The sequence below is a fragment of the Priestia sp. FSL P4-0332 genome (assembly GCF_038005845.1).
In the GTDB taxonomy this organism is placed as follows: Bacteria; Bacillota; Bacilli; order Bacillales; family Bacillaceae_H; genus Priestia.
Genome location: NZ_JBBOUA010000003.1, coordinates 1 through 20598, shown reverse-complemented (window position 1 = coordinate 20598; position 20598 = coordinate 1). Strand labels below are relative to the sequence as shown.

Sequence of the window (20598 nt, the reverse complement as noted above, 5' to 3'; positions counted from 1 at the left end):
ACTATAAATAAAAAGAGCGCCTTGTTTATTTTAAGGCTCTCCTTTTTATTTACTACTGATAAAATTCATTATGTTAACTAAGGTTGCATGCGGTATACATATTAATTATACAGTTTAGAGAGATTTATTTACCGAAAAACCCTTTTTTGTAATTTTTTTATATAATTTGATACAAATACGCATCTTGACTCCTTATCAGTACAGATCTTAGGTTGTCATATATTGTTTTCTTAAGACCACCTATTTCACAACTTTATTTTTCATTAACTTTCCATATCTGTAGCATACGACAACTGCCGATATTATACCGATTAAAGTAATTATTAGATCAAATACAAATATGTGCAAAATAGTAGTGTGACTTTTAATTAAACCTGTAAAAGTAGGAATAAAGATAGCTGACAAACCACCCGCGGTAGATACGACTCCTGTTATAGTGCCTTTATTTTTCCAAAATAATTCTGCCATAACGGTCAAAGTTAATTGGTATACTCCTGCAGTTGAGAAACCTAATAAAAACGAATTTACTATACCAATTGCTTGAGAATTTACAGTTAATAACACTAAAAGTGAAAACAATGTAATAATTGGATACACCAAAAGGATAGTCACCGGTCTTATAAATTTCTTTAATAATCCTGCCAATAATAAAACTGAAATCAGCCCACCAATACTGTAGTAACTAAGCAATTTTACTGAATTAGCATCAGTCATATTTAGAATATCTTGACCATAAGTAGGTAGCCATATTTGCGGAAGAGAATATAGCCCGTTTGATGTAAATCCTATAATAATAAGAGCTATCCCTTCTTTCCAAAATTTAGGGACAAACAGAGATTTATTATCTTTTTCTGTTTCTTGAATCATACTTATATCTCGATGATTAGGAAATGGTGCTGTAAATAGAAAGAGCATGTTGACAAGATATAGGGCAGCAGGAATGAAAAATGAAAATCCATAAGATATTCCATGTTCTAAACAAAAGAAAATAATTAAAGGTAGAATGAATGAACCTAAAGATAAGAAAGCTTTAACCAAAACGTTTTTGGAACCTGAACTTTTAGGGAATATTTCCATAAGAGCAGGATACGTACCCTCATCCATAGCTGAATTGGCCATTCCTGCAAGGATGGCAAAAGCAAACGCAATTTGAAAGTTGGGAGACAACGGTATCCCTATTAAGAATATTGCCATCATAATAGTCGAAATTACTACTGGAGGTTTTCTTCCAAATTTATCTGATAAAAATCCGCAAATAGCATATGTGAGAACCCTTCCAATACCTAACGCTGAGATAATATAACTAATACCCGCACTATCTGTATCTAATTGTTTGGTTAAGAAAGGCATATTCGCAGCTAAAATGATATTAACCATTCCTAACAAAAAGTAATTCACATACATTCCCAATGCTGTTTTTATATAAGGATTCTTCATTTTTTCTCACTCCTGCATAAAAAACTTTCCAATGGTGCTTAAAACAGAATAACTAACAAGGTCTATAAGAGGATAAATTTTCCACTTACACAAAATTATTGATGAACCTCAATGTTTTGTAAAAAGCCATAGACATACTAAAAATGACAACTTCACCATTAGATGAAGTTGTCAAAAATAAAATGGGATTTCTAATAATTCACTTAAAATTACATCTTACTTTAAAATGAAATTTCTATGTGTTCATTAGATAATTTTTACACCATAATATAACTATTAGGCGTTCTCATTTTATATTGATCAGAATTATTTATTAGAACTTGCTGCTACTGCTGCTCGAATACCTAGTAAGTAACTTTCCTCGCCGAATCCCGAAATTTGCCCAGTCGCAATTTCTGCGAACACAGATTTATGACGGAAAGCCTCACGTGAATGGATATTTGACATATGAATTTCTATGACTGGTACTGTTAAAATCGCTAAAGCATCGCGAATTGCATAACTATAATGTGTCCAAGCTCCTGCATTAAGTACAACACCATCTACTTTTGATAGGAAAGCTTCATGAATTTTTTCAACCATTTCACCTTCGTGATTTGTTTGGAACGTTTCTACCTCAACGTTTAACTCTTCTGCTAACTGCTCAATATTATTATTGATTTCCTCTAAGGTAATCGTACCGTATTGTTTAGGATCACGCTTACCGAACATATTATGATTTACACCATGTAACATTAAAATTTTAGTCATAACTGCCTCTCCAATCAGTTTTTTATATTTAAATATTATAAATTTTTTTCTTTTATTATTTGTTGTCTGCAAATAAAATTTCTTTAACTTGCTTCATTGGCATATCAACGCCTGTGAATAATTTAAATGCTAATGCACCTTGCCATAACATCATTCCTAAACCATTAATAGTTTTAGCACCTGCTTCTTCTGCTTGAGTTAATAATTTTGTCTTTTGAGGATTGTACACTACATCTGTTACAACTAAATCTTTACGTAATACATCTAAAGTGTCGTCTATAATACTTAAGTGATCTAATGGTTTCATTCCAAGACTTGTTCCATTAGCCAAGATAGCACTTTCTGCTACCTCACGTCGGAAAGCTTCTTTATCTTCTAACGGAAAAATGTTGGCTTTAACACCGAATTCCTTCATTTCATTATTAATATAATTGACGTTTTCTTCTGCTTGAGCAAAGTACTCATCATTACGAGCGAAAATACTGATTTCTCGAATTCCTGATTGCGTTAACTGAATAGCAATTGGTGTTGCAGCTCCACCTGAGCCAACCAGTGTTACTTTTTGACCTTCAAGTTTCACATCGTGGTCGATTAAATTTTTTACGTATCCAAGGCCATCCGTATTATAACCAATTAATCTACCATCTTGATTAACTACTGTGTTGCTTGCTCGTGTGTATTTAGCTGAATCGTCTAGCTCATCAAGGTATTCTAATACCTTCATTTTATTTGGCATGGATACATTGAATCCAGCTACCCCTGCTGCTTTAAAACCATTAACTGCTTTTTCTAATTCATTATTCCCTACCTCAAATGCAAGGTATGCATAGTTTAACCCTGCTAATGTATAACCAAGATTGTGCATTCGTGGTGAAAGACTATGTCCAATGGGTGTTGCAAGCAGTCCTACTAATTTTGTTTTTCCATCAATGTTTTTTTCATGTACTGTGTGTGTCATGTTGAAAATCTCCTTCAAATTAAATATTCAATCGATAAATTTGTTTTTTGTTAGCCAAAGATCTTTTTTAGTCTAGTCAGTACAAATACGGCAAGTATGACACTAATTACTGCGATAATCATGTCGAAGATTAATGTCATTGAAATTCCAAGTGAGCTTACTAAACCACTCGTAATAATGGGTACAAGGATAAAAGCTGAACTCGCAGCGATATTTACATACGAAGATGCTGTCGCTTTACTTGCAGGGAAAAGCTTCATCATAATACTTAGAGCTAGTTGGAAAATACCTGATGTGAATAATCCCATTAAGAATGTGCTTACTATTACAATACTGTATGATTCCACCATGAATAATGTAAGCATGGATAAGAAGGCACCAATTGGATAGATGATCGCAATCATAATAGGTGAGATAAATTTATCCAACATAATTGCCAGTAAAAGTACAGATACAAGAGCACCTATACTGAAATAAGATAGCAATTGTATTGCTTGAGTAGATTCAAGTCCTATAAGTTTTGTTCCTAATTGGGGTAACCATGTTTGCCACACAACGAATAATGCTGTTGAAGTAAATCCCATTAGGATGATGGCTAAGCCTTCGCCAAGAAACTTTGGCTGTTCTTTAAAGTCTGTTTGGCTTATATCGCCTCCTTTCGTTGAAACTAATTTGTGGTTTGGAAATGGCATAAAAATCAAATAAATTCCAGTTAATAGATATAATGCGCCCATTCCAAAGAATGTCCAGCCCCAGAAGATATGGTTTGCGACTAAAATTGCCATTATAAATGGTAGTAATGTTGCCCCAATCGATACCGATGCCTTTACTAATACAGAAGCAGAACTCGCTTTTGTCGGAAACGATTCTGTTAATGCCGGATATGTTCCTGAATCAAGTAATGAGTTAGCAATACCTGCTGAAATGGCAAAGACAAAAGCAAGTACATAACTTGTTGTTGTCGGTATTCCTACGAGGAATAATAAATAAAGAAAATTGGCGGTAATGATTACTGGTTTACGACCCCAACCATCTGAAAGACGACCGACAAAGAAGAGAGCAATTAATTTACCAATTCCTATAGCTGATACAAGTAAACTAATTTTGGCAATAGTTACACCATAGCGTTCTGATAAGTTGTCCATATTTGATGCAATAATAATGTTAATCATACCGAGCATTAAGTAGTTCATATACATCCCGAAAGATGATTTGATGTAAGGATTTTTCATGTTTTCACTCCTATATACAAAACCTTTTTAAACAAAAGCTTTAATTTTTGGTTTTTCAAACATTTTAAATTACTCTAGTATCAGTACTTTTTTAGGCAACACCTCTTTCAAAACTAATATTATTTCACATTCTAAAAATCTTAAGATAATAAAATTAATAATTAGAATATCTCAAATCAAAGGCATCACTCCTGACTAATATCTTTTATGTGGAGGTTTTGCTGCAGAGATTAGATTGCTTAAAAAACACATAGTTTTCTAACTGAATTTTTTTAAGCAGTTTACCATTAATTGAAACGCTTTCTTTTTAACAAATTTTTAAAATCCATTCACACTGTAGGTTGCATGATACAAGTTAATATTTAAACGAGAGTGTATTGTTATACTAAAAAATTTATTAGAACTTATTCTCTCAGACAGATATATAAATATTAAATAATTAGATCGATCTAATTTTGAATGTGAAGAAAAATGATATTTTTAACGTTTATTAGATCGATCTAATTTTGGAAATTATTAAGAATTATAAACTTGACGTTTATAAATGAATAACCTCAGTATAACAATATATTTTCAGTAACACTTAATTATTATCAGTTTGGTAATTTGTAAGCGATTCAATTTAGTATAACAATATACCGACGAGACAAATATACTCCTGAAAATAAAATGTGTCAAGTCTGTGACAAAATCTTTTAATCCTTTATTCATAAGCTATTTTAACAATTCAACATTCAAATATTTATTCATGAATCCTTTGATTTAGCATTCTAACGCTAATATTCAACAATAATATTTAATTGAAAAATGTTTAATTATTATATATTTTATCGACTTAATAATTATTTTATGTGTTAAAAATGAAGAGAAGGTAAATATTAGATTTATAGGACTAGATAAGGATGATCGGTTGTATAAAGAAATAAGTGAAGAAGCTTCATCTGCTCTTAACTACTTTCAAGAGAATATTGGTCCTTATCCATTCGAACAACTGGAAATAATAGTAGATCAGTTAGGATATGTACACATAAAAGAAGCAGAGTAATTTAAAATGTACTCTGCTTCTTTTATGTGTTTTATATACAGCACAATTATAGAACTGCTTTTAAAATCATTGGTTGTTTACTCAAGCGCCTTTCGAAGATCCTCAATTAAATCTTCTACATCCTCTAGCCCTACCGAAATGCGAACCAGACCTTCAGTAATGCCGAGCTCTGCTCTTCGCTCCGCTGGAATGGATGCATGTGTCATGCGGGCCGGCACGGATATTAAACTTTCAACCGCACCAAGACTCTCAGCTAAAGTGAAGTAATGAATTTTACTTAATAGATGATCTGCTTTTTCCCCACTGCCCACATCAAATGACACCATTCCTCCGAAACCTCTGGCCTGTTTTTTGGCAATTTCATGGTTTGGATGGTTCTCAAGGCCAGGATAAAATACCTTTTTGACAGAAGGATGCTGAGTCAGGAAATTTACAATAGCTGCAGTATTTTCCTCTGTCTCTTCCATTCTGATACCCAAGGTTTTGATCCCCCTCATTAATAGCCATGAATCCTGAGGTCCCAGTACACCACCTGTAGAATTTTGCACAAAGTGGAGATCCTGGGCAAGCTTCTCGGTGTTTACAACCACAAGACCTGCTACCACATCGCTATGTCCTCCAATATATTTGGTGGCACTGTGCAATACAATATCTGCACCAAGTTCAATTGGATTTTGCCAGTAAGGGGTGGAAAAAGTATTATCAACAATGGTTAACAGACCGTTTTCTTTTGCCAAACTGGAAGCTGCCTCAATATCTGAAATTTTTAAAAGCGGATTGGTTGGTGTTTCTAAATAAAGAGCTTTGGTATTTTCACGTATCTCACTGTGGATATTTTTCAGGTTGCTTGTATCTACAAAGGTAGATTCAATTCCAAATCGATTCAGCACTTTGCTCATCACCCGGAATGTTCCGCCATATACATCATCTGTCATGATGACATGATCTCCTTTATTAAACAGCATCATGACTGCTGTAATAGCAGCCATTCCCGAACCAAAAGCGAAGCCGGCAGTGCCGCCTTCAATATCTTTTATTAATTCTTCAAGAGCCTGCCTTGTTGGATTACCGGTACGTGAATATTCAAAACCTTTATGTCCCCCTACACCTTCCTGTTTGTAGGTACTGACCTGGTAGATTGGTACTAAAACTGCACCAGTATGCGGGTCACTGCTGATCCCTCCATGAATAAGCTTTGTCTTCCTTTTCATCTCAAATCCCACCTTCATAAATATTCTTACTTAAGTATCTTTCACTTCCATCTGGAAAAATAACAACAATATTCGTTTCTGTAGCCGCATGTTCAGCTTCAATAAGAGCAGCCTTAAAAGCTGCACCCGATGAACTTCCAACCAATAGTCCTTCTTTTAATGCCAGTTCACTTACAAGACTGAAGGCATCCTGATCAGAAATAGTATGGATGTAGTCAAAATAAGACGGGTCCATGAAATCAGGCAACGATTCCATTCCAATCCCTTCTGTTTTATGAGGTCCTGGCTGCCCGCCATTGATAATTGAACCCTCAGGTTCAACAATTACCGTTTTGATCTCCTTATTTTTTTCTTTTAAAAATTTAGCCGTACCCATGAAGGTCCCGCCAGATCCAGCTCCAGCAACGAATATATTCACTTTTCCATCCATCTGGTCCCAGATTTCAGGACCAAGGGTTTTATAATACGTTTGAGGATTGGCAGGATTGGAAAATTGCTGAGGAGAGAAGGAACCAGGGATTTCTTCCACCAGCTCTGCAGCTTTTTCAATAGCTCCCTTCATTCCCTTTTCAGTAGGGGTGTGAACGATTTCCGCTCCTAACGCCTTCATAATTAGCTGCTTTTCTGTACTGAATTTCTCAGGAACACAAAAGATCACATTTATATCTTGGTTTAGCGCAGCAAGGGCTATACCAATCCCAGTATTTCCAGCGGTTGGTTCAATTATAGTTCCGCCTCTTTTTAACCTTCCGCTTTCAATTGCCTCTCTTAGAAGCTCCTGACCTAATCGGTCTTTCACACTTCCTCCTGGATTCATAAATTCAAGCTTGGCAAAAATATGGGCACCTTCCGGCAAAGAAAAGCTGTTTATTTCTAAAATTGGAGTATTTCCGATTATTGAATGGATATCTTTAAATATCTTCATAAAAACACCCTTTCCGGGCTATTGATTTATTTTTTTTTTAATTATTTTGCCACTTCTGTCATCAGAAATAGCTGGAAAAGGTTTATAATTTAACACCCTCCATAATCCAGACAAAATCATTGCATCGAAAAAAAGATACTAAAAAACCAGCCATCGGTTTGGAGATGGTATGATAAACTGGACACTAAATTAAGAGAAAAAGCTGATTCGGTTTATGGGTAGAAAAGTTTATAATCGTCAATTTAAAATGGCTGCCGTTCAGTTGGTGATGGAAGAGAACCTATTTGTAAAAGAGGTTGCGAAAGAATTATCTATTCATCCTAATACGCTATACCGTTGGATAAGTCAATATGAAGAATATCGGCTAATTTATACTCATCTGTCGGCTTCTATTTTATATATTTGTATGTCCCTTTTCTCTTTTTAACGATTAACATTAAACAAAAACTAACTAAATAGGGTTTTGATGCGAGAATAATTCGATAAGGATATTAAATTTCCCCGATAAAAAAACTGTATGGAATAAATTCTACACAGTTTTTTTGAAATTCCTATTAGATTGTCAGCAACTCCAACAAGAGTCCTTTTTTAAAGTGAATTTTTAAATAATATCCAATGGCATTTTCCTAGTAGGTTTAGGAAATACTTGATCAATTCTACTGAGATCTTCTTCAGTAAACTCAATTGTTGCTGCTTCAGCATTTGCTAAAACATGTTCATCTTGAACTGCTTTTGGAATAGCGATGACGTTATTCGAACGGATGGTCCAAGCAAGAGCGATTTGTAATGGTTGGACATTGTATTTGTCAGCAATATCATGAATAGTTGGATCGTTTAAAAGCTGTCTTCTTAAAGAGCCTCCTTGAGCAAGGGGACTGTAGGCCATGATTGGTATGTTATGTTCACGCTGCCATGGTAAGAGATCGAAGTCGATTCCTCTTGAACCTAAATGGTATAGCACTTGGTTCGTCACACAATTTTTCCCGTTCGTAGTGTTCCATAGCTCTTCCATATCAACCGTATCAAAATTAGAGACGCCCCATCTTAAAATTTTCCCTTCTTCACGTAGTTTTTCCATTCCTTCAATTGTTTCCTCTAAAGGAACACGTCCTCTCCAGTGAAGAAGATATAAGTCCAAGTGGTCTGTTCCGAGTCGCTTTAAGCTGTTTTCACATGCTTTTGAAATCATATCTAAACCTGCATGATGGGGATACACTTTTGAGACTAAAAAGACTTCATTTCTGCGTCCTTTAATGGCTTCGCCAACTAAGCGTTCAGAATCGCCATTTCCGTACATTTCAGCAGTGTCAATAAGTGTCATGCCCAATTCTAGGCCGAGCTGCAAGGCTTTTATTTCTTTGTCTCTCACTTGGGGATTTTCCCCCATGTACCATGTTCCTTGTCCTAAACTAGGTAAAGAAGTGCCGTCAGGTAGGGTTACCACGTGTTTGGCTAATGCATTTTTAATTTCGGCTCTTTTTTTTTCATCCATTAGGCTCGACCCTTTCTTTTATGTATTTGGTTATCATAGAAGTAGACTGTTAACGTCTCTACGTATAAAGTACGCATATATTTAGAATTCCCGTAACCAACAAATCCATTCTTTATTGCATGATATGGCCATTTCTGCTTCCGTCTGTGCAAAAAAACAAAGAAAGTGAGGATGGCCTATGAGTGTCTGACACTCATAGGCCATCCTCACCACTTCTATATTTACGAGGATCTTTCAAAATTTCCTTAGAGTCATTATTTTAAAAATAGTTTTATCGACTCATGATAAATAAAGGAATATCCTTGGGGTCACGACTCGTTGTAATGTTTTTGCTTACTGCTGACTCTTTGCCCTTTTGTTTGCACAGGCATTTATCAAACCTTTGTGAATTGGTTTATAATGGGGATATACATAAGTATCAACATGAGGCTAACTAATATAAGCAAATATTAAGCTTTATTATTTAGAAGGATTTGCTTTCGGTAGTATAAGCGACCTATCTATACCAGATGTTTCACAAACATAGGACGCCTCCATAATAGCTGATGGATCTGTTGCTAAAACGACACTTTTTAATTTAGAAAAAAGAAACCTGTTCGTAATACAATAAATAACCTTCTTTTTTTTCCCTAAAAAACCGCCTTCTCCATATAAAAATGTGATGCTGATATTTAAATGATTGATAATACTATCTCCAACTTCATCAGGTTTTTCTGAAATGATCATGACAGATTTCCCATGATTTAATCCATCTAAAACATAATTAATCATTTTCGTCACTATATAAAAAACTGCCAGAGAAAGCATGGCCTGTTCCAATGTATAGACAACCGCCGCAATCGTAAATATGAAAGCATTTACGACTAATAAAAATGAGGCAATCGGAAATTGATAGTGTTGGTTAAACCAAATCGCCAGCATTTCAGTGCCATCTATTGCACCGCCAAATTTTACAACGATTCCTATCCCAACTCCTAAGATTACCCCACCGTATAGAACAATTAATACTTCAGATTGAGTAATAGGAGGAATCGATTTAAATAGTACTAAACCAACGGTAGTAATGATATTTGCATATAGAGTTCTAATGACAAAGGTTTTACCCACTTCTTTAGCTGTAAAAATTAAGATAGGAATATTTAAGCCCAAAAATACAAAATAAATTGGGATTCCCCATAAAGCATTGGCCATAATCGATAAGGCTGTTACACCACCATCTACTAGCCCGTTTGGTGCTAACATCGTTTCTAATCCCATAGCAACGATTGACGCCCCAAAAGTTAAAAAAACATACTCAACAAATTTTTTCATCATCTCACCTCAAAATATGTATTATTCTTGATTCCTTACTATAAAACAGTTCAGCTATAATCCTTTACAACACAGGAATATTATTTACCTTTTTCCAGATTGTACTCCTTTATTTACCTTATACACTGGATCATTGCAAATAAAAAGACCACAGGTCTTGACTTATTAAAAGTCTATTTGTGGTTTTAATTCCCTATTTTTAGAACGATTGCTATTTAATAGACGCACTTTTATTGGCAGGAGTATCCATCACATTCTCCATATAGTTTTTACCCCATTTATACATGGAATCCAGTATTGGCATTAAGCTTTTTCCTTGTTCGGTCAATGAATATTCACAACAGGATAGACTTTTCGTTCAACAATGAGGTCGTCTTCTAGCTCGCGTAATTGGTTAACAAGCATTCGTTGAGTAATGCCCGGCATAAGAGCTTTCAGCTCACCAAATCGCTTCGTTCCCTCTTTTCCTAAATGCCACAAAATCAGCATTTTCCATTTACCGCCAATAACATAAAGCGTTAATTCTTTTTCACAATTAAACATTTTGTCCTGCATACGTGACATTTGTTTCACCTCCACTTCTATATAGAATAACCCATAGTATACTTTTTAACACTATGTAAAAATAAAGTGCGTACTTTCACACTTTCAATATACGCATTATACTAACATGGTACCATCGTTAACAAGAGCATTGGTTACAGTTGCCAGGAGAAATGAAAGTGAGCAATGGGCATTATTACTACTGTGCAACAAACTTAAAAAATTATGAGGAGTGAAACATAGATGGAATTACAATTAGCATTAGATTTAGTCAACATTCCAGAAGCAATCGAATTGGTAAAAGAAGTAGAGGAGCATATTGATATCGTAGAAATCGGAACACCGGTTGTGATCAACGAAGGTCTCCATGCTGTAAAGGCAGTAAAAGAAGCATTCCCTAACTTAAAAGTATTAGCAGACCTGAAAATTATGGATGCTGCTGGATATGAAGTGATGAAAGCTTCCGAAGCAGGTGCTGATATCATCACTATTCTTGGAACGGCTGAAGATATGTCGATTAAAGGTGCTGTAGAAGAAGCGAAAAAACAAGGTAAAAAAGTCCTTGTCGATATGATTGCGGTAAAAGACCTTACTGGACGTGCTAAAGAAGTGGATGCTATGGGCGTGGATTATATTTGTGTTCACACGGGCTACGATCTTCAAGCAGTCGGAAAAAATTCTTTTGAAGATCTACAAACCATCAAAAGTGTGGTTAAAAACGCTAAAACAGCCATCGCAGGCGGCATTAAGTTAGAAACACTTCCAGAAGTCATTAAAGTAAATCCAGACCTTGTCATTGTAGGTGGCGGGATTACTGGACAAGCTGATAAAAAAGCTGCTGCTGCCAAAATGCAACAAATGATCAAAGAACAAACGGTTACAGCAGGTTAATCCTAAGATGCAGACGACTCAATATTTAGCAGAAATCTTAAAAGAGCTTAAGCATTCAGCTGACTTAATCGCAGATGAAGAAGCTGAAAAACTCGTCAACGGGATACTTGAATCCAAAAAGGTTTTTGTCGCCGGTGCAGGCAGATCAGGCTTCATGGCCAAATCCTTCGCCATGCGGATGATGCATATGGGAATTGATTCTTATGTAATCGGTGAAACGGTAACTCCCAACTTTGAAAAAGAGGATATCTTAATCATCGGATCCGGATCCGGTGAAACAAAAAGCTTAGTCTCCATGGCTGAAAAAGCAAAAAGCATTGGTGGTAAAATTGCAACTGTCACGATATTCCCTGATTCCACTATTGGACAGTTAGCAGATGTCACCATTAAATTGCCTGGATCACCGAAAGACCAATCAAAGGGCGATTATAAAACCATCCAACCAATGGGCTCACTATTTGAGCAGACTCTTTTACTTTTTTATGATGCCGTCATCTTGAGATTCATGGAGAAAAAGGGATTAGATACCAATAAGATGTATGGCAGACATGCCAATCTTGAATAAAATATAGTCCTAGGAATGTAATAACCAAAAGACCGCAGACATTCTAAAGAAATGTTGCGGTCTTTTGGTAAGTTTTTAAAACATCAATTTGTTATTATTAACAATTATTCTAAAATTTTTTAATAAGGAATGATATCATGATTTCACTAAAAGGAAAAACTGCTTTAATTACTGGGGCAGGCAGAGGAATCGGTCGTGCTACTGCGATTGCTTTAGCAAAAGAAGGAGTTCATCTAGGCTTGATTGGATTAACGATGTCAAATCTTGAAAAGGTAACCGCAGAACTAGAGCAATATGATGTGAACGTTTCAGCAGCAACAGCAGATGTAGCCGATCTTGAAGCAGTCCATCATGCTGTTGAACATATCAAATCAGACCTAGGTTTTATTGATATTTTAATCAACAATGCAGGTATAGCTAAATTTGGCGGTTTTCTTGATTTAACTCCAGAAGAATGGGAAAACATCATCCGAGTAAACTTGATGGGTGTATATAATGTAACAAGAGCTGTTTTACCTGATATGATTGAAAGAAAATCAGGAGATATTGTGAATATCTCCTCAACTGCGGGTCAAAAAGGAGCACCTGTTACAAGTGCTTACAGCGCTTCTAAATTTGCTGTTTTAGGACTAACAGAATCACTCATGCTAGAGGTAAGAAAGCATAATATCCGTGTAACAGCTTTAACACCAAGTACAGTTGCAACTGATTTGGCAATTGAAGCCAATCTTATCAGTGGAAATCCTGAAAATGTTATGCAATCAGAAGATTTAGCAGAGCTGCTTGTAGCAGGGTTAAAGCTTCATCCAAGAGTCCTAGTAAAGACTTCAGGATTATGGTCAACTAATCCTTAATTTGAGAAGCGATCGACTCTTCTTGTCTATATTGGATAAGAAGCAGGAACCTAGTTGTACAGTGTAGCCTTTGTAAAGGATATTTTCCAAAAAATATTAGGTAGCCTGAAGAAGATGATCTCTGTATTATACAGGGGCCATCTTTTTTAGGTTCCATTGATATCTGTTATGGTTATAGTAAGTAATGTAATTGTCTATTTTACGTTTTAGTTCATCTAAAAACTCAATTAAGGAAAAGAGAATAGAATTATATCCATTTTCTAAAACTTATAGATTGAGATGATGGTAATTTATAATAAATTCCAAATTTTCTAAATATATACCAATAATACTACTTGTTCTATAAGCGCTTCCCACGTAATGAAAAAGTTTACAAAGCTCCTAAAAAGACGCCTATAGATGAATTCTCTCGAAAACGATTAAGTATAACAAATTATGTTTTGTTAGAGAAAGAAGAACAGGGCAATAGCCGAATAGTTAAGGAAGCTTATGAATCACAAGGTATATTTACACTGAGTGATTTTACAGTAGACAAGAAAGAAAACCTTATTTATCCAGAATCTCAAAGTGATATTCATTTAAATTGGTGGGAAGCTGAGAAGATACTAGAATATTTTCTCCTTTTAATATGATTTTATATTGTGCTAATAGGCTGTCATTATACCGGTGTAAATGTTTCCTTTCGAAAAGCTATTTACTCACTAGCACGTTTCTTAGTATACTGAGTATACTGAGTATGTTAATGAATTAAGAGTACATACTTTTACTACATATAGTGATAAAAAGTATACTGTTGGGTAAAATAAGGGGGAGGTGAAGTAAATGCCAAATTTAGGAGAGAAAACATTTAACTGTGAAAAAGAATTGACACTTTCAATAATTGGTGGTAAATGGAAAATGTTAATTTTATGGCATCTAGGTAAAGAAGGAACTAAACGATTTGGTGAATTAAAATCCCTTATGCCGGGTATTACCCAACGAATGCTTGTTAATCAATTACGCGAACTTGAAGATCATTTAATAGTACATCGAAAAGTTTATCCTGTAGTTCCACCTAAAGTTGAATATTCATTGACTGAGCATGGAAAAAGTCTTATACCGATTTTAGATGCTATGTATGAATGGGGCAAAGGTTATATTGTGAATGTATTGGAAGAGGAAACTGAAGACAAATCAGCCACTTAGTAGAAAAAAGTTTCTTTTCATGATTTAAGACAATAATAACTTACCACGGTTAGCCATTATTAATCGTGGTTTTTCCCCATCTATTTAAAGAGTAGAAACTATACTTTCTTATAGAAATAGTATTAAAAAGCCTTGAACAGTGACGGTTACATACTCGCTGTCCAAGGCCTTTTTACTTTTATAGTCATAGTATTAATTCCCACATTAGCTTACCTCGATATAACTATATGCAAATAAAGTGTGTACTTTTAAAGATGAAATATACGTAATATAATGTTTTAGCAAAGCAATGCGAATCCTCGTTAGCAAGTTGATGGATGGTACAAAAGGAGACATTCTAATGGAAAATCTCAAAGGGAAACATCGTTGGGGTTGTGAAAGAAGTTTAACATTTACCCATAATAATAAACAATGTCCACCATGTGGATATACCCATTTAAGTAAAAGTAAAATTTGCTAAATAAACAAAATGCACTTGTGAAAACGGGGTAATGATAATCCTGGTATTTAGTTGATTAGAACTAGTTCAAGAATAATCATTTTAGACTCTTTTATAGATTCAAAAAGACCCCTATTTAATTCGTCAATAGGGATCTTTTTCAATAATTATTTTTTCAACTCAGGAATTGGAGGAATTTGATCCAATTCTTTGAATTCAGCAGGATTTAGCTTAAAACGTTTATCATATTTTTCTGGGTCAGTTACATTAGAGCCTTCTGTATTTCTCCATGACAAAGTACAAGTTTCACAAATATATACTTCCCAAGCGTCATCCACTGGAGCTTTTGTTAATAGACTTATTTTTTTAGATTCACATCTAGGACATTTCATTATTTATTTCCTCCTTTTTTAACTAAATCGCGAAGAGTTTTTGACCATTCCTCTGCTTTTTCTGGAACAGCTAGTAATTCGGTATCTCGAGCAAAGTCAGGTGCAACTGGAGTTGTAGCATCAATAATTAATTTTGTATGCATACCAGCAGGCTCAGAAGACGGATCTAGTGGCATACCAGGTGCATATGGTACCTTGAAAACATCTTTATCTGGACGAACTCGTGTTGTTAAAGCCCACATAACTTGTTCTAAATTAAATGGATCAACAAATTCGTCTACAATGATTACAATCTTTGTATAAGGCATTCCGTGAGGAGTAGATAATAATCTCATAGCAACTGCCTTTCCATATCCACCAAAACGAGATTTCGTCGAAACAATGGTTCCAATACCATGTGTATACATTGCATTTACAGCTTCAACTTCTGGGAAATCACGTTTTAATTGTTTGTATAATGGTAGGCTTGTATTTAATGCCATTAAGTAGTCAATTTCAGTCCATGGCATTCCTAAGTATAAATTTTCAAAGATAGGGTTTTGACGATGAGTAATTTTAGTGATTTTAACAATGGGTTGTAAGCGAGCACCTGAATAACTACCTGGAAACTCACCAAACGGTCCTTCAATTTCTCTTTCACGAGGCATGATGTAACCTTCTAATACGATTTCGCTGCGTGATGGGATATCTAAATTACCGTTTTCACTCTTTGTTAATTCAATCGGCTCACCTTTTAGAGCTCCAGCAAAATCATATTCAGATTGAGCATATTCAATTGGCGTACTAGCCATAAAACTTAATACAGGATCGTTACCTAAGCAAATAGCAATTGGTAGTGGTTCATTTTTTTCTTCAGCATGTTTCAGATGAACAGCAATATCGTGGAACGGAAGTGGTTGAATACCTACTTTATCTTTACCTTTAACTTGAATACGATATGTACCAGCATTTTGTTCTTCATAACTATCTGGTTTATTTGGATCTTTACTCACAATTAAAGCTTTTGAGAGATAAAATCCAGCATCAAATTCATTAATGCGGAATAATGGTAGAACATCAAATAAATTAATATCGTCTTCGATTACAACTTCTTTAACCGGAGCATCCTTTTTATCAACCCAAACTGGTTTAATAGGATATCTATCCCAAATTTTTTCTAGCTCAAAAAATTGGTCTTTAACTGGTGTATCCTTTGGCATATTAAGCATTAAAGCATGATTCTGCCATGACCCATGAACATTTAAAACAACTGGTGTTTTATACCCTTTTATTTTTTCCACAAGAACTGCGGGTGCATTCTCCATGTCTGGAGCAGATCTTCCAATCGCACTTAAATCTGGTTCAGGCATAACCTCTTCTTTAATACGGACTAATTGATTCTCTGATTCAAGTAAATCTAAAAATTCTCTTAAATCTCTGTAAGCCATTAAGTATTCCTCCTACGTTGCATTATCTAATTTAATTTGCTTGTTTACCTTACAACTACGAGTATACTCTCCTATTTTTAATATTGGAAATATCTATTATGTATTTATTATATACCTTAAAGGTATAATATTAGATGCTACAGTTTAATAAAAAATACACTTTCTTGTTTTATAAAGGTAATTGAAGAAAGAAAACAGTATAAAATTGTTAGAAACTTTTTTATACTTCTCTCATTAGGAATTTAATAAAAAAGACAACTTATAAAAGCTGCCTTCTTTAATCATTATGGTTTCTTTTCCTTAAATTCTCCTCATACTCTTGTTTGTCAAAAAACTCTTCAAGCTTTTTGACAAGGCCTCTATGTCCAAATCGAAGAGAATGATGCTGATTTCGATTCATTTTACAGCTAGCGATAAAGGTCAAAAATTCAACAATACAACGCCTTCTAGATAATATATCTCGTTTATTAGATTCATAAAACCATAAGTCAATAGTGTTATAAATTCCTTTGTTAATGCCATAAAGGGATTGACACCATTTAAAGAATTCAGAATCTGGTAAATGAATTTTATCAGGATTTATAGTAATAACATACTTAGCTCCATCGCATTTTTGAGAATCTGACTTTAGCATATCTTTTATCCTCCCTAATTTGTTTCTCTCTTATTTTTAAAAAAGGCTTATATTCTAGCATATGACCATATAAATTATCTTCAAAATCAAGCAGATTCCTTCCTAGAATTCCTTCCGTTCTTTCTGTATTTCTCATATTCTACTTCATTCATTCTTCTCACCTTTCTAAATTATCCTTCTCTTTAGTTAATTATTTAATGAACATATTTATATACAGATAAAAAAGGCTAGTCTCTTCATTCAACGACCAACCTTTTCCATATATTAATTTAAGATTTTTTTATTTTTCTCTTTTTTTATGCCATCCCATCTTTTTGCTTCTGGTAGATGAATGTCGAACTGATCTAATGCTCTGTATATAATGTGGTTAATTAAATCATCAATATTTTCAGGATGATTATAAAAAGCAGGCATCGGAGGGAAAATCATTGTTCCCATACGTGATAACGCCAACATATTTTCAAGGTGAATATCATTAAGAGGTGTCTCGCGTGTCAACAATAACAGTTTTTTTCGTTCTTTTAAAATTACATCAGCTGCACGTGTCACAAGGTTATCTGCTAATCCCATACGAATAGAAGCTAATGTTTTCATACTACAAGGAGCGACAATCATGCCATCCACTTGGAAGGATCCACTAGAAATTTTGGCTCCTAAATCTTTATAAGAATATGTGTAATCGGCTAATTCTTCCACTTCCTTCGCTGTATAAGGGGTTTCTACTTGAATTGTCGCAGCTGCCCATGAGGACATCACTAAATGAGTTTCTATTTCCGTCTCTTTAAGAAGTTCTAAAAGGCGAATACCAAAAATAGCCCCCGTTGCTCCAGACATTCCTATGATTATTTTCATTTGTATTTCTCCTTTTTTCTATTATCCTTAGTCTAATGTTACCTCTAGAAATGATTATACTCTTCAGTGTATTATATTGATAATATCTATATTGTTTATATATAATACTTTAAAGGTATAATTATTTCTGGAGGGTAAACATGGACATTAGGCAGTTACGCTACTTTATAGCTATTGCAGAACAAGGAACTATTTCTAAAGCAGCAGAACATCTACATATGGCACAACCACCACTTAGTCGACAATTGAAAATGATGGAAGATGAATTAGGTGTTGTCTTATTTGATAGAAATAAAAAGAAAAAAGTAACCCTAACTGCTCAAGGAGAATTGTTTCTGAAAAAAGCAAAAAAATTATTACATGGAATGGAAGAGGCAATACTAGAAGTTAAAGAATTCAGTGAGGAGATAAGTGGAACACTCTCAGTGGGATCCACGATTTATTGTGCCCCTATTTTACTTTCTAATTTAAAGGAATTTCGGCAGAAATACTCACATATCAAATTTAACATTTGGGAAGGTGACTCTACTCATTTGATGAACTTATTGAAGAATCGTCAGATTGATATTGCTATTACAGGCGGACCATTTTCTCAAAAAGATATTGAGATGAAAAAATTGGAGGTTGATCCATGTGTATTAGTTGTACCTAATGATTACAACTTAGCCGAAAAGGTCATAAGCATCCAGAAGATTTCTGAGATTCCTCTGTTACTATTACGCCCTACAGAAGGAACTGGGTTATTTGATCAAATCATTAACGTATTCCAAAAGTTGAATTTAACTCCCAATATCCTATGTGAGTGTCATGACTCTGCAATGTTGTTAAATTTAGTAGAAATGGGATTTGGAGCAACAATATTACCATTATCTATGATAAATCAAAAATTAATGAAAGAATTTAAAATCATTTCAATTCAAGATAATCCATGGATATCAGAACCAGCCTTAGTTTGGAGAGCAAATAGTTACTTGTCAGCTTCTACAAGAGAATTTCTACGGCTTTTTAACAATTAGTTGCAACTCTTTTTTATTATCCATATTGTTCACTTGTAAAAAACAAAATTTCAAGCTATAAATATTGAAAATATAGTTTTTACATTCATATACATACAAGGCTAAAAATGAATTTTGTAATCCCCTCTATTTAGATAGCAACCTACCTTTTTCTTTTATTTCGATGTTCATTTTTCTAAAAAGGTATACTTGTACGGACAAGATGCTTAAATCTATTACAAGATGTTAAAGTATTTATTATCGTTAACAAAATAAAAAGCTGCCTCGGAGCGTCAGGAGAGGCAGCTTTTTATAAAACAAGATATGCAATGTGTGTTTTAGCAAATTAATTATAACATATTTTCTTCATGAAAGCGATTTATTAAAAGAAGAAGCATATCATCTAGGTCTTTCAATTGTAGAAGTAAAGGAATTTATATATTCAAAGCAAAAAGAGTCTGTTTCTAAATGATTCAGGCTCTTTTTGCTTCTGGTAATGTTGATAAGCAAGAAAATGGTTTTCTACTTTAAAATATAAGACTGTTTTAGTTCAATGCCTAAAACTCTTTATTCATTGAACGTTGTGAAGATTAAACAAGTCCATATTATAAATAAAAAACTCACTTCTTAAAAGTGAGTCTAAAAGGGGGTTAAACTTATGAAAAAATGTCAGTATGCTTTTCACAAGATTTAATTTAACAATTAATAATGAAAATATGATGAAATGATATATAAAGTCTATAAGGGCTTTGATTTTTGACACCTATAAGGAGCTATTCGTATCTTATTATTATTTCCTATAACGCTTATTATGTTAACTAAGCTTGTATACTCTATACAATGAATATCAAAGTAAATTTGATATAATAAATAGCACCCATAACATACATATAGGAGAATAAAATATGGATTCTAAGCAGTTATTTTTAAGAGAACTACATAATATTATCAAAGAATATTCAGAAATAGGGGAACAATTAAAACAACCTCCTAAGGAATTACCGTGGGAAGAATTCAATTTAACTAAAGATGAAATAAATTCTTTAGAGACCCAGGAATTCACAGATGAAAGTATTAGTGCAATTGAAAAAATCGTAAGAGATAATATAATGGGCGCCTTTCATAGTGCTTTTTGTTTACTTGATGGAGTAAGTGATCCTGTATTAGAAAATGATCATGACATGTGGTTTGGCTTAAAGTTGGTGGAAAAGCAGGAAGAAGAAGAAGATTTTTTGCATGATGAATTATATAGTTCATATTAGGATTGGCGAGAGTTGAATAATAAAAATAAGTAGATAGCTAGCTATAAAAGCCCTTAAAAAGGGCTTTTATTATGTTGTTGCCGATAATTTACATTATGGTAACTGAACATGTATAGGTTATACATTCTAAACACAGTAGTTCCTTCTGTGTTTAGAATGTATTTTGGATGATCTAATTTATCTGAAGTGGTTTATACC

At 34.1% G+C, this 20598-nt stretch carries 20 protein-coding genes and 2 pseudogenes; 8 read left to right on the top strand and 14 right to left on the bottom strand.

Annotated elements, in window-relative coordinates; genetic code table 11:
* Window positions 1-240 precede the first annotated feature (240 nt).
* The 4 genes from MKY06_RS28165 to MKY06_RS28150 form a co-directional block, all read right to left on the bottom strand.
* The gene (locus MKY06_RS28165; protein ID WP_098239879.1) at window positions 241-1437 is read right to left on the bottom strand and encodes an MFS transporter; all 1197 of its coding nucleotides are present in this window, start codon (window positions 1435-1437) and stop codon (window positions 241-243) included.
* Between the two features lie 306 nt (window positions 1438-1743).
* Complete coding sequence (gene aroQ, locus MKY06_RS28160) at window positions 1744-2187, bottom strand: type II 3-dehydroquinate dehydratase (RefSeq protein WP_061860384.1); 444 nt, start codon at window positions 2185-2187, stop codon at window positions 1744-1746.
* Between the two features lie 55 nt (window positions 2188-2242).
* A complete protein-coding gene (gene aroE / locus MKY06_RS28155; protein ID WP_055992768.1) occupies window positions 2243-3145 on the bottom strand; it encodes a shikimate dehydrogenase in 903 nt (300 codons plus the stop codon).
* 50 nt (window positions 3146-3195) lie between these two features.
* Window positions 3196-4377, bottom strand: coding sequence for an MFS transporter (locus MKY06_RS28150; protein WP_098476600.1), 1182 nt, complete (start codon window positions 4375-4377; stop codon window positions 3196-3198).
* Window positions 4378-5287: 910 nt separating this feature from the next.
* On the opposite strand from MKY06_RS28150, the gene MKY06_RS28145 reads away from it, so the two are divergent.
* The gene (locus MKY06_RS28145; protein ID WP_141542132.1) at window positions 5288-5422 is read left to right on the top strand and encodes a M1 family metallopeptidase; all 135 of its coding nucleotides are present in this window, start codon (window positions 5288-5290) and stop codon (window positions 5420-5422) included.
* A 77-nt stretch (window positions 5423-5499) separates the two neighbouring features.
* On the opposite strand, the gene MKY06_RS28140 is transcribed toward MKY06_RS28145, so the two are convergent.
* Together MKY06_RS28140 and MKY06_RS28135 are read right to left on the bottom strand one after the other, a co-directional pair.
* Entirely contained in the window at window positions 5500-6633 is a 1134-nt protein-coding gene (locus MKY06_RS28140; protein WP_340962063.1) for a bifunctional cystathionine gamma-lyase/homocysteine desulfhydrase, read from the bottom strand.
* A 1-nt stretch (window position 6634) separates the two neighbouring features.
* A complete protein-coding gene (locus MKY06_RS28135) occupies window positions 6635-7558 on the bottom strand; it encodes a PLP-dependent cysteine synthase family protein (RefSeq protein WP_098399579.1) in 924 nt (307 codons plus the stop codon).
* Between the two features lie 214 nt (window positions 7559-7772).
* On the opposite strand from MKY06_RS28135, the gene MKY06_RS28130 reads away from it, so the two are divergent.
* On the top strand, window positions 7773-7985 hold the full coding sequence (locus MKY06_RS28130; protein WP_098399578.1) for a transposase: 213 nt from the start codon (window positions 7773-7775) through the stop codon (window positions 7983-7985).
* 174 nt (window positions 7986-8159) lie between these two features.
* On the opposite strand, the gene MKY06_RS28125 is transcribed toward MKY06_RS28130, so the two are convergent.
* The 3 genes and pseudogenes from MKY06_RS28125 to MKY06_RS28115 form a co-directional block, all read right to left on the bottom strand.
* Window positions 8160-9050 carry an aldo/keto reductase gene (locus MKY06_RS28125; RefSeq protein WP_098399577.1) on the bottom strand — a complete coding sequence of 297 codons (891 nt, stop codon included), beginning with the start codon at window positions 9048-9050 and terminating at the stop codon, window positions 8160-8162.
* A 459-nt stretch (window positions 9051-9509) separates the two neighbouring features.
* Window positions 9510-10361, bottom strand: a complete 852-nt coding sequence (locus tag MKY06_RS28120; RefSeq protein WP_016766126.1) for a YitT family protein — start codon at window positions 10359-10361, stop codon at window positions 9510-9512.
* Window positions 10362-10572: 211 nt separating this feature from the next.
* Window positions 10573-10925: pseudogene (locus MKY06_RS28115) on the bottom strand (winged helix-turn-helix transcriptional regulator).
* A 222-nt stretch (window positions 10926-11147) separates the two neighbouring features.
* Between MKY06_RS28115 and hxlA the strand changes: the two are divergent.
* The 3 genes from hxlA (at window position 11148) to MKY06_RS28100 (ending at window position 13214) form a co-directional block, all read left to right on the top strand.
* Window positions 11148-11795, top strand: coding sequence for a 3-hexulose-6-phosphate synthase (hxlA, locus tag MKY06_RS28110; protein WP_016766128.1), 648 nt, complete (start codon window positions 11148-11150; stop codon window positions 11793-11795).
* 7 nt (window positions 11796-11802) lie between these two features.
* Window positions 11803-12360: a 6-phospho-3-hexuloisomerase gene (gene hxlB / locus MKY06_RS28105; RefSeq protein ID WP_098278971.1), complete on the top strand. Its 558-nt coding sequence runs from the start codon at window positions 11803-11805 to the stop codon at window positions 12358-12360.
* Between the two features lie 137 nt (window positions 12361-12497).
* A complete protein-coding gene (locus tag MKY06_RS28100; protein WP_098278970.1) occupies window positions 12498-13214 on the top strand; it encodes a 3-ketoacyl-ACP reductase in 717 nt (238 codons plus the stop codon).
* Window positions 13215-13340: 126 nt separating this feature from the next.
* Here MKY06_RS28100 and MKY06_RS28095 read toward each other — a convergent pair.
* Window positions 13341-13430: pseudogene (locus MKY06_RS28095) on the bottom strand (IS3 family transposase); the annotation flags it as partial.
* A gap of 606 nt (window positions 13431-14036) precedes the next feature.
* On the opposite strand from MKY06_RS28095, the gene MKY06_RS28090 reads away from it, so the two are divergent.
* Entirely contained in the window at window positions 14037-14399 is a 363-nt protein-coding gene (locus MKY06_RS28090) for a winged helix-turn-helix transcriptional regulator (RefSeq protein WP_034655752.1), read from the top strand.
* A 606-nt stretch (window positions 14400-15005) separates the two neighbouring features.
* Here the strand turns inward: MKY06_RS28090 and MKY06_RS28085 are convergent.
* The 4 genes from MKY06_RS28085 to MKY06_RS28070 form a co-directional block, all read right to left on the bottom strand.
* Window positions 15006-15230, bottom strand: a complete 225-nt coding sequence (locus tag MKY06_RS28085) for a non-oxidative hydroxyarylic acid decarboxylases subunit D (RefSeq protein ID WP_098278968.1) — start codon at window positions 15228-15230, stop codon at window positions 15006-15008.
* Window positions 15230-16657: a non-oxidative hydroxyarylic acid decarboxylases subunit C gene (locus MKY06_RS28080; RefSeq protein WP_098278967.1), complete on the bottom strand. Its 1428-nt coding sequence runs from the start codon at window positions 16655-16657 to the stop codon at window positions 15230-15232. The genes MKY06_RS28085 and MKY06_RS28080 overlap by 1 nt, the downstream gene beginning before the upstream one ends.
* A gap of 277 nt (window positions 16658-16934) precedes the next feature.
* A complete protein-coding gene (locus tag MKY06_RS28075; RefSeq protein WP_255260820.1) occupies window positions 16935-17291 on the bottom strand; it encodes a hypothetical protein in 357 nt (118 codons plus the stop codon).
* Window positions 17292-17555: 264 nt separating this feature from the next.
* The gene (locus tag MKY06_RS28070; RefSeq protein ID WP_053488324.1) at window positions 17556-18143 is read right to left on the bottom strand and encodes a non-oxidative hydroxyarylic acid decarboxylases subunit B; all 588 of its coding nucleotides are present in this window, start codon (window positions 18141-18143) and stop codon (window positions 17556-17558) included.
* Window positions 18144-18283: 140 nt separating this feature from the next.
* On the opposite strand from MKY06_RS28070, the gene MKY06_RS28065 reads away from it, so the two are divergent.
* Window positions 18284-19159 carry a LysR family transcriptional regulator gene (locus tag MKY06_RS28065; RefSeq protein ID WP_053488325.1) on the top strand — a complete coding sequence of 292 codons (876 nt, stop codon included), beginning with the start codon at window positions 18284-18286 and terminating at the stop codon, window positions 19157-19159.
* Between the two features lie 884 nt (window positions 19160-20043).
* Window positions 20044-20400, top strand: coding sequence for a hypothetical protein (locus MKY06_RS28060; RefSeq protein ID WP_098399576.1), 357 nt, complete (start codon window positions 20044-20046; stop codon window positions 20398-20400).
* Window positions 20401-20598: the final 198 nt, after the last annotated feature.

Coding starts and splice junctions, on each gene's coding strand:
- MKY06_RS28165 (WP_098239879.1), bottom strand. CDS start 1,437: ATGAAGAATCCTTATATAAAAACAGCATTGGGAATGTATGTGAATTAC.
- aroQ (WP_061860384.1), bottom strand. CDS start 2,187: ATGACTAAAATTTTAATGTTACATGGTGTAAATCATAATATGTTCGGT.
- aroE (WP_055992768.1), bottom strand. CDS start 3,145: ATGACACACACAGTACATGAAAAAAACATTGATGGAAAAACAAAATTA.
- MKY06_RS28150 (WP_098476600.1), bottom strand. CDS start 4,377: ATGAAAAATCCTTACATCAAATCATCTTTCGGGATGTATATGAACTAC.
- MKY06_RS28140 (WP_340962063.1), bottom strand. CDS start 6,633: ATGAAAAGGAAGACAAAGCTTATTCATGGAGGGATCAGCAGTGACCCG.
- MKY06_RS28135 (WP_098399579.1), bottom strand. CDS start 7,558: ATGAAGATATTTAAAGATATCCATTCAATAATCGGAAATACTCCAATT.
- MKY06_RS28130 (WP_098399578.1), top strand. CDS start 7,773: ATGGGTAGAAAAGTTTATAATCGTCAATTTAAAATGGCTGCCGTTCAG.
- MKY06_RS28125 (WP_098399577.1), bottom strand. CDS start 9,050: ATGGATGAAAAAAAAAGAGCCGAAATTAAAAATGCATTAGCCAAACAC.
- MKY06_RS28120 (WP_016766126.1), bottom strand. CDS start 10,361: ATGAAAAAATTTGTTGAGTATGTTTTTTTAACTTTTGGGGCGTCAATC.
- hxlA (WP_016766128.1), top strand. CDS start 11,148: ATGGAATTACAATTAGCATTAGATTTAGTCAACATTCCAGAAGCAATC.
- hxlB (WP_098278971.1), top strand. CDS start 11,803: ATGCAGACGACTCAATATTTAGCAGAAATCTTAAAAGAGCTTAAGCAT.
- MKY06_RS28100 (WP_098278970.1), top strand. CDS start 12,498: ATGATTTCACTAAAAGGAAAAACTGCTTTAATTACTGGGGCAGGCAGA.
- MKY06_RS28090 (WP_034655752.1), top strand. CDS start 14,037: ATGCCAAATTTAGGAGAGAAAACATTTAACTGTGAAAAAGAATTGACA.
- MKY06_RS28085 (WP_098278968.1), bottom strand. CDS start 15,230: ATGAAATGTCCTAGATGTGAATCTAAAAAAATAAGTCTATTAACAAAA.
- MKY06_RS28080 (WP_098278967.1), bottom strand. CDS start 16,657: ATGGCTTACAGAGATTTAAGAGAATTTTTAGATTTACTTGAATCAGAG.
- MKY06_RS28075 (WP_255260820.1), bottom strand. CDS start 17,291: ATGCTAAAGTCAGATTCTCAAAAATGCGATGGAGCTAAGTATGTTATT.
- MKY06_RS28070 (WP_053488324.1), bottom strand. CDS start 18,143: ATGAAAATAATCATAGGAATGTCTGGAGCAACGGGGGCTATTTTTGGT.
- MKY06_RS28065 (WP_053488325.1), top strand. CDS start 18,284: ATGGACATTAGGCAGTTACGCTACTTTATAGCTATTGCAGAACAAGGA.
- MKY06_RS28060 (WP_098399576.1), top strand. CDS start 20,044: ATGGATTCTAAGCAGTTATTTTTAAGAGAACTACATAATATTATCAAA.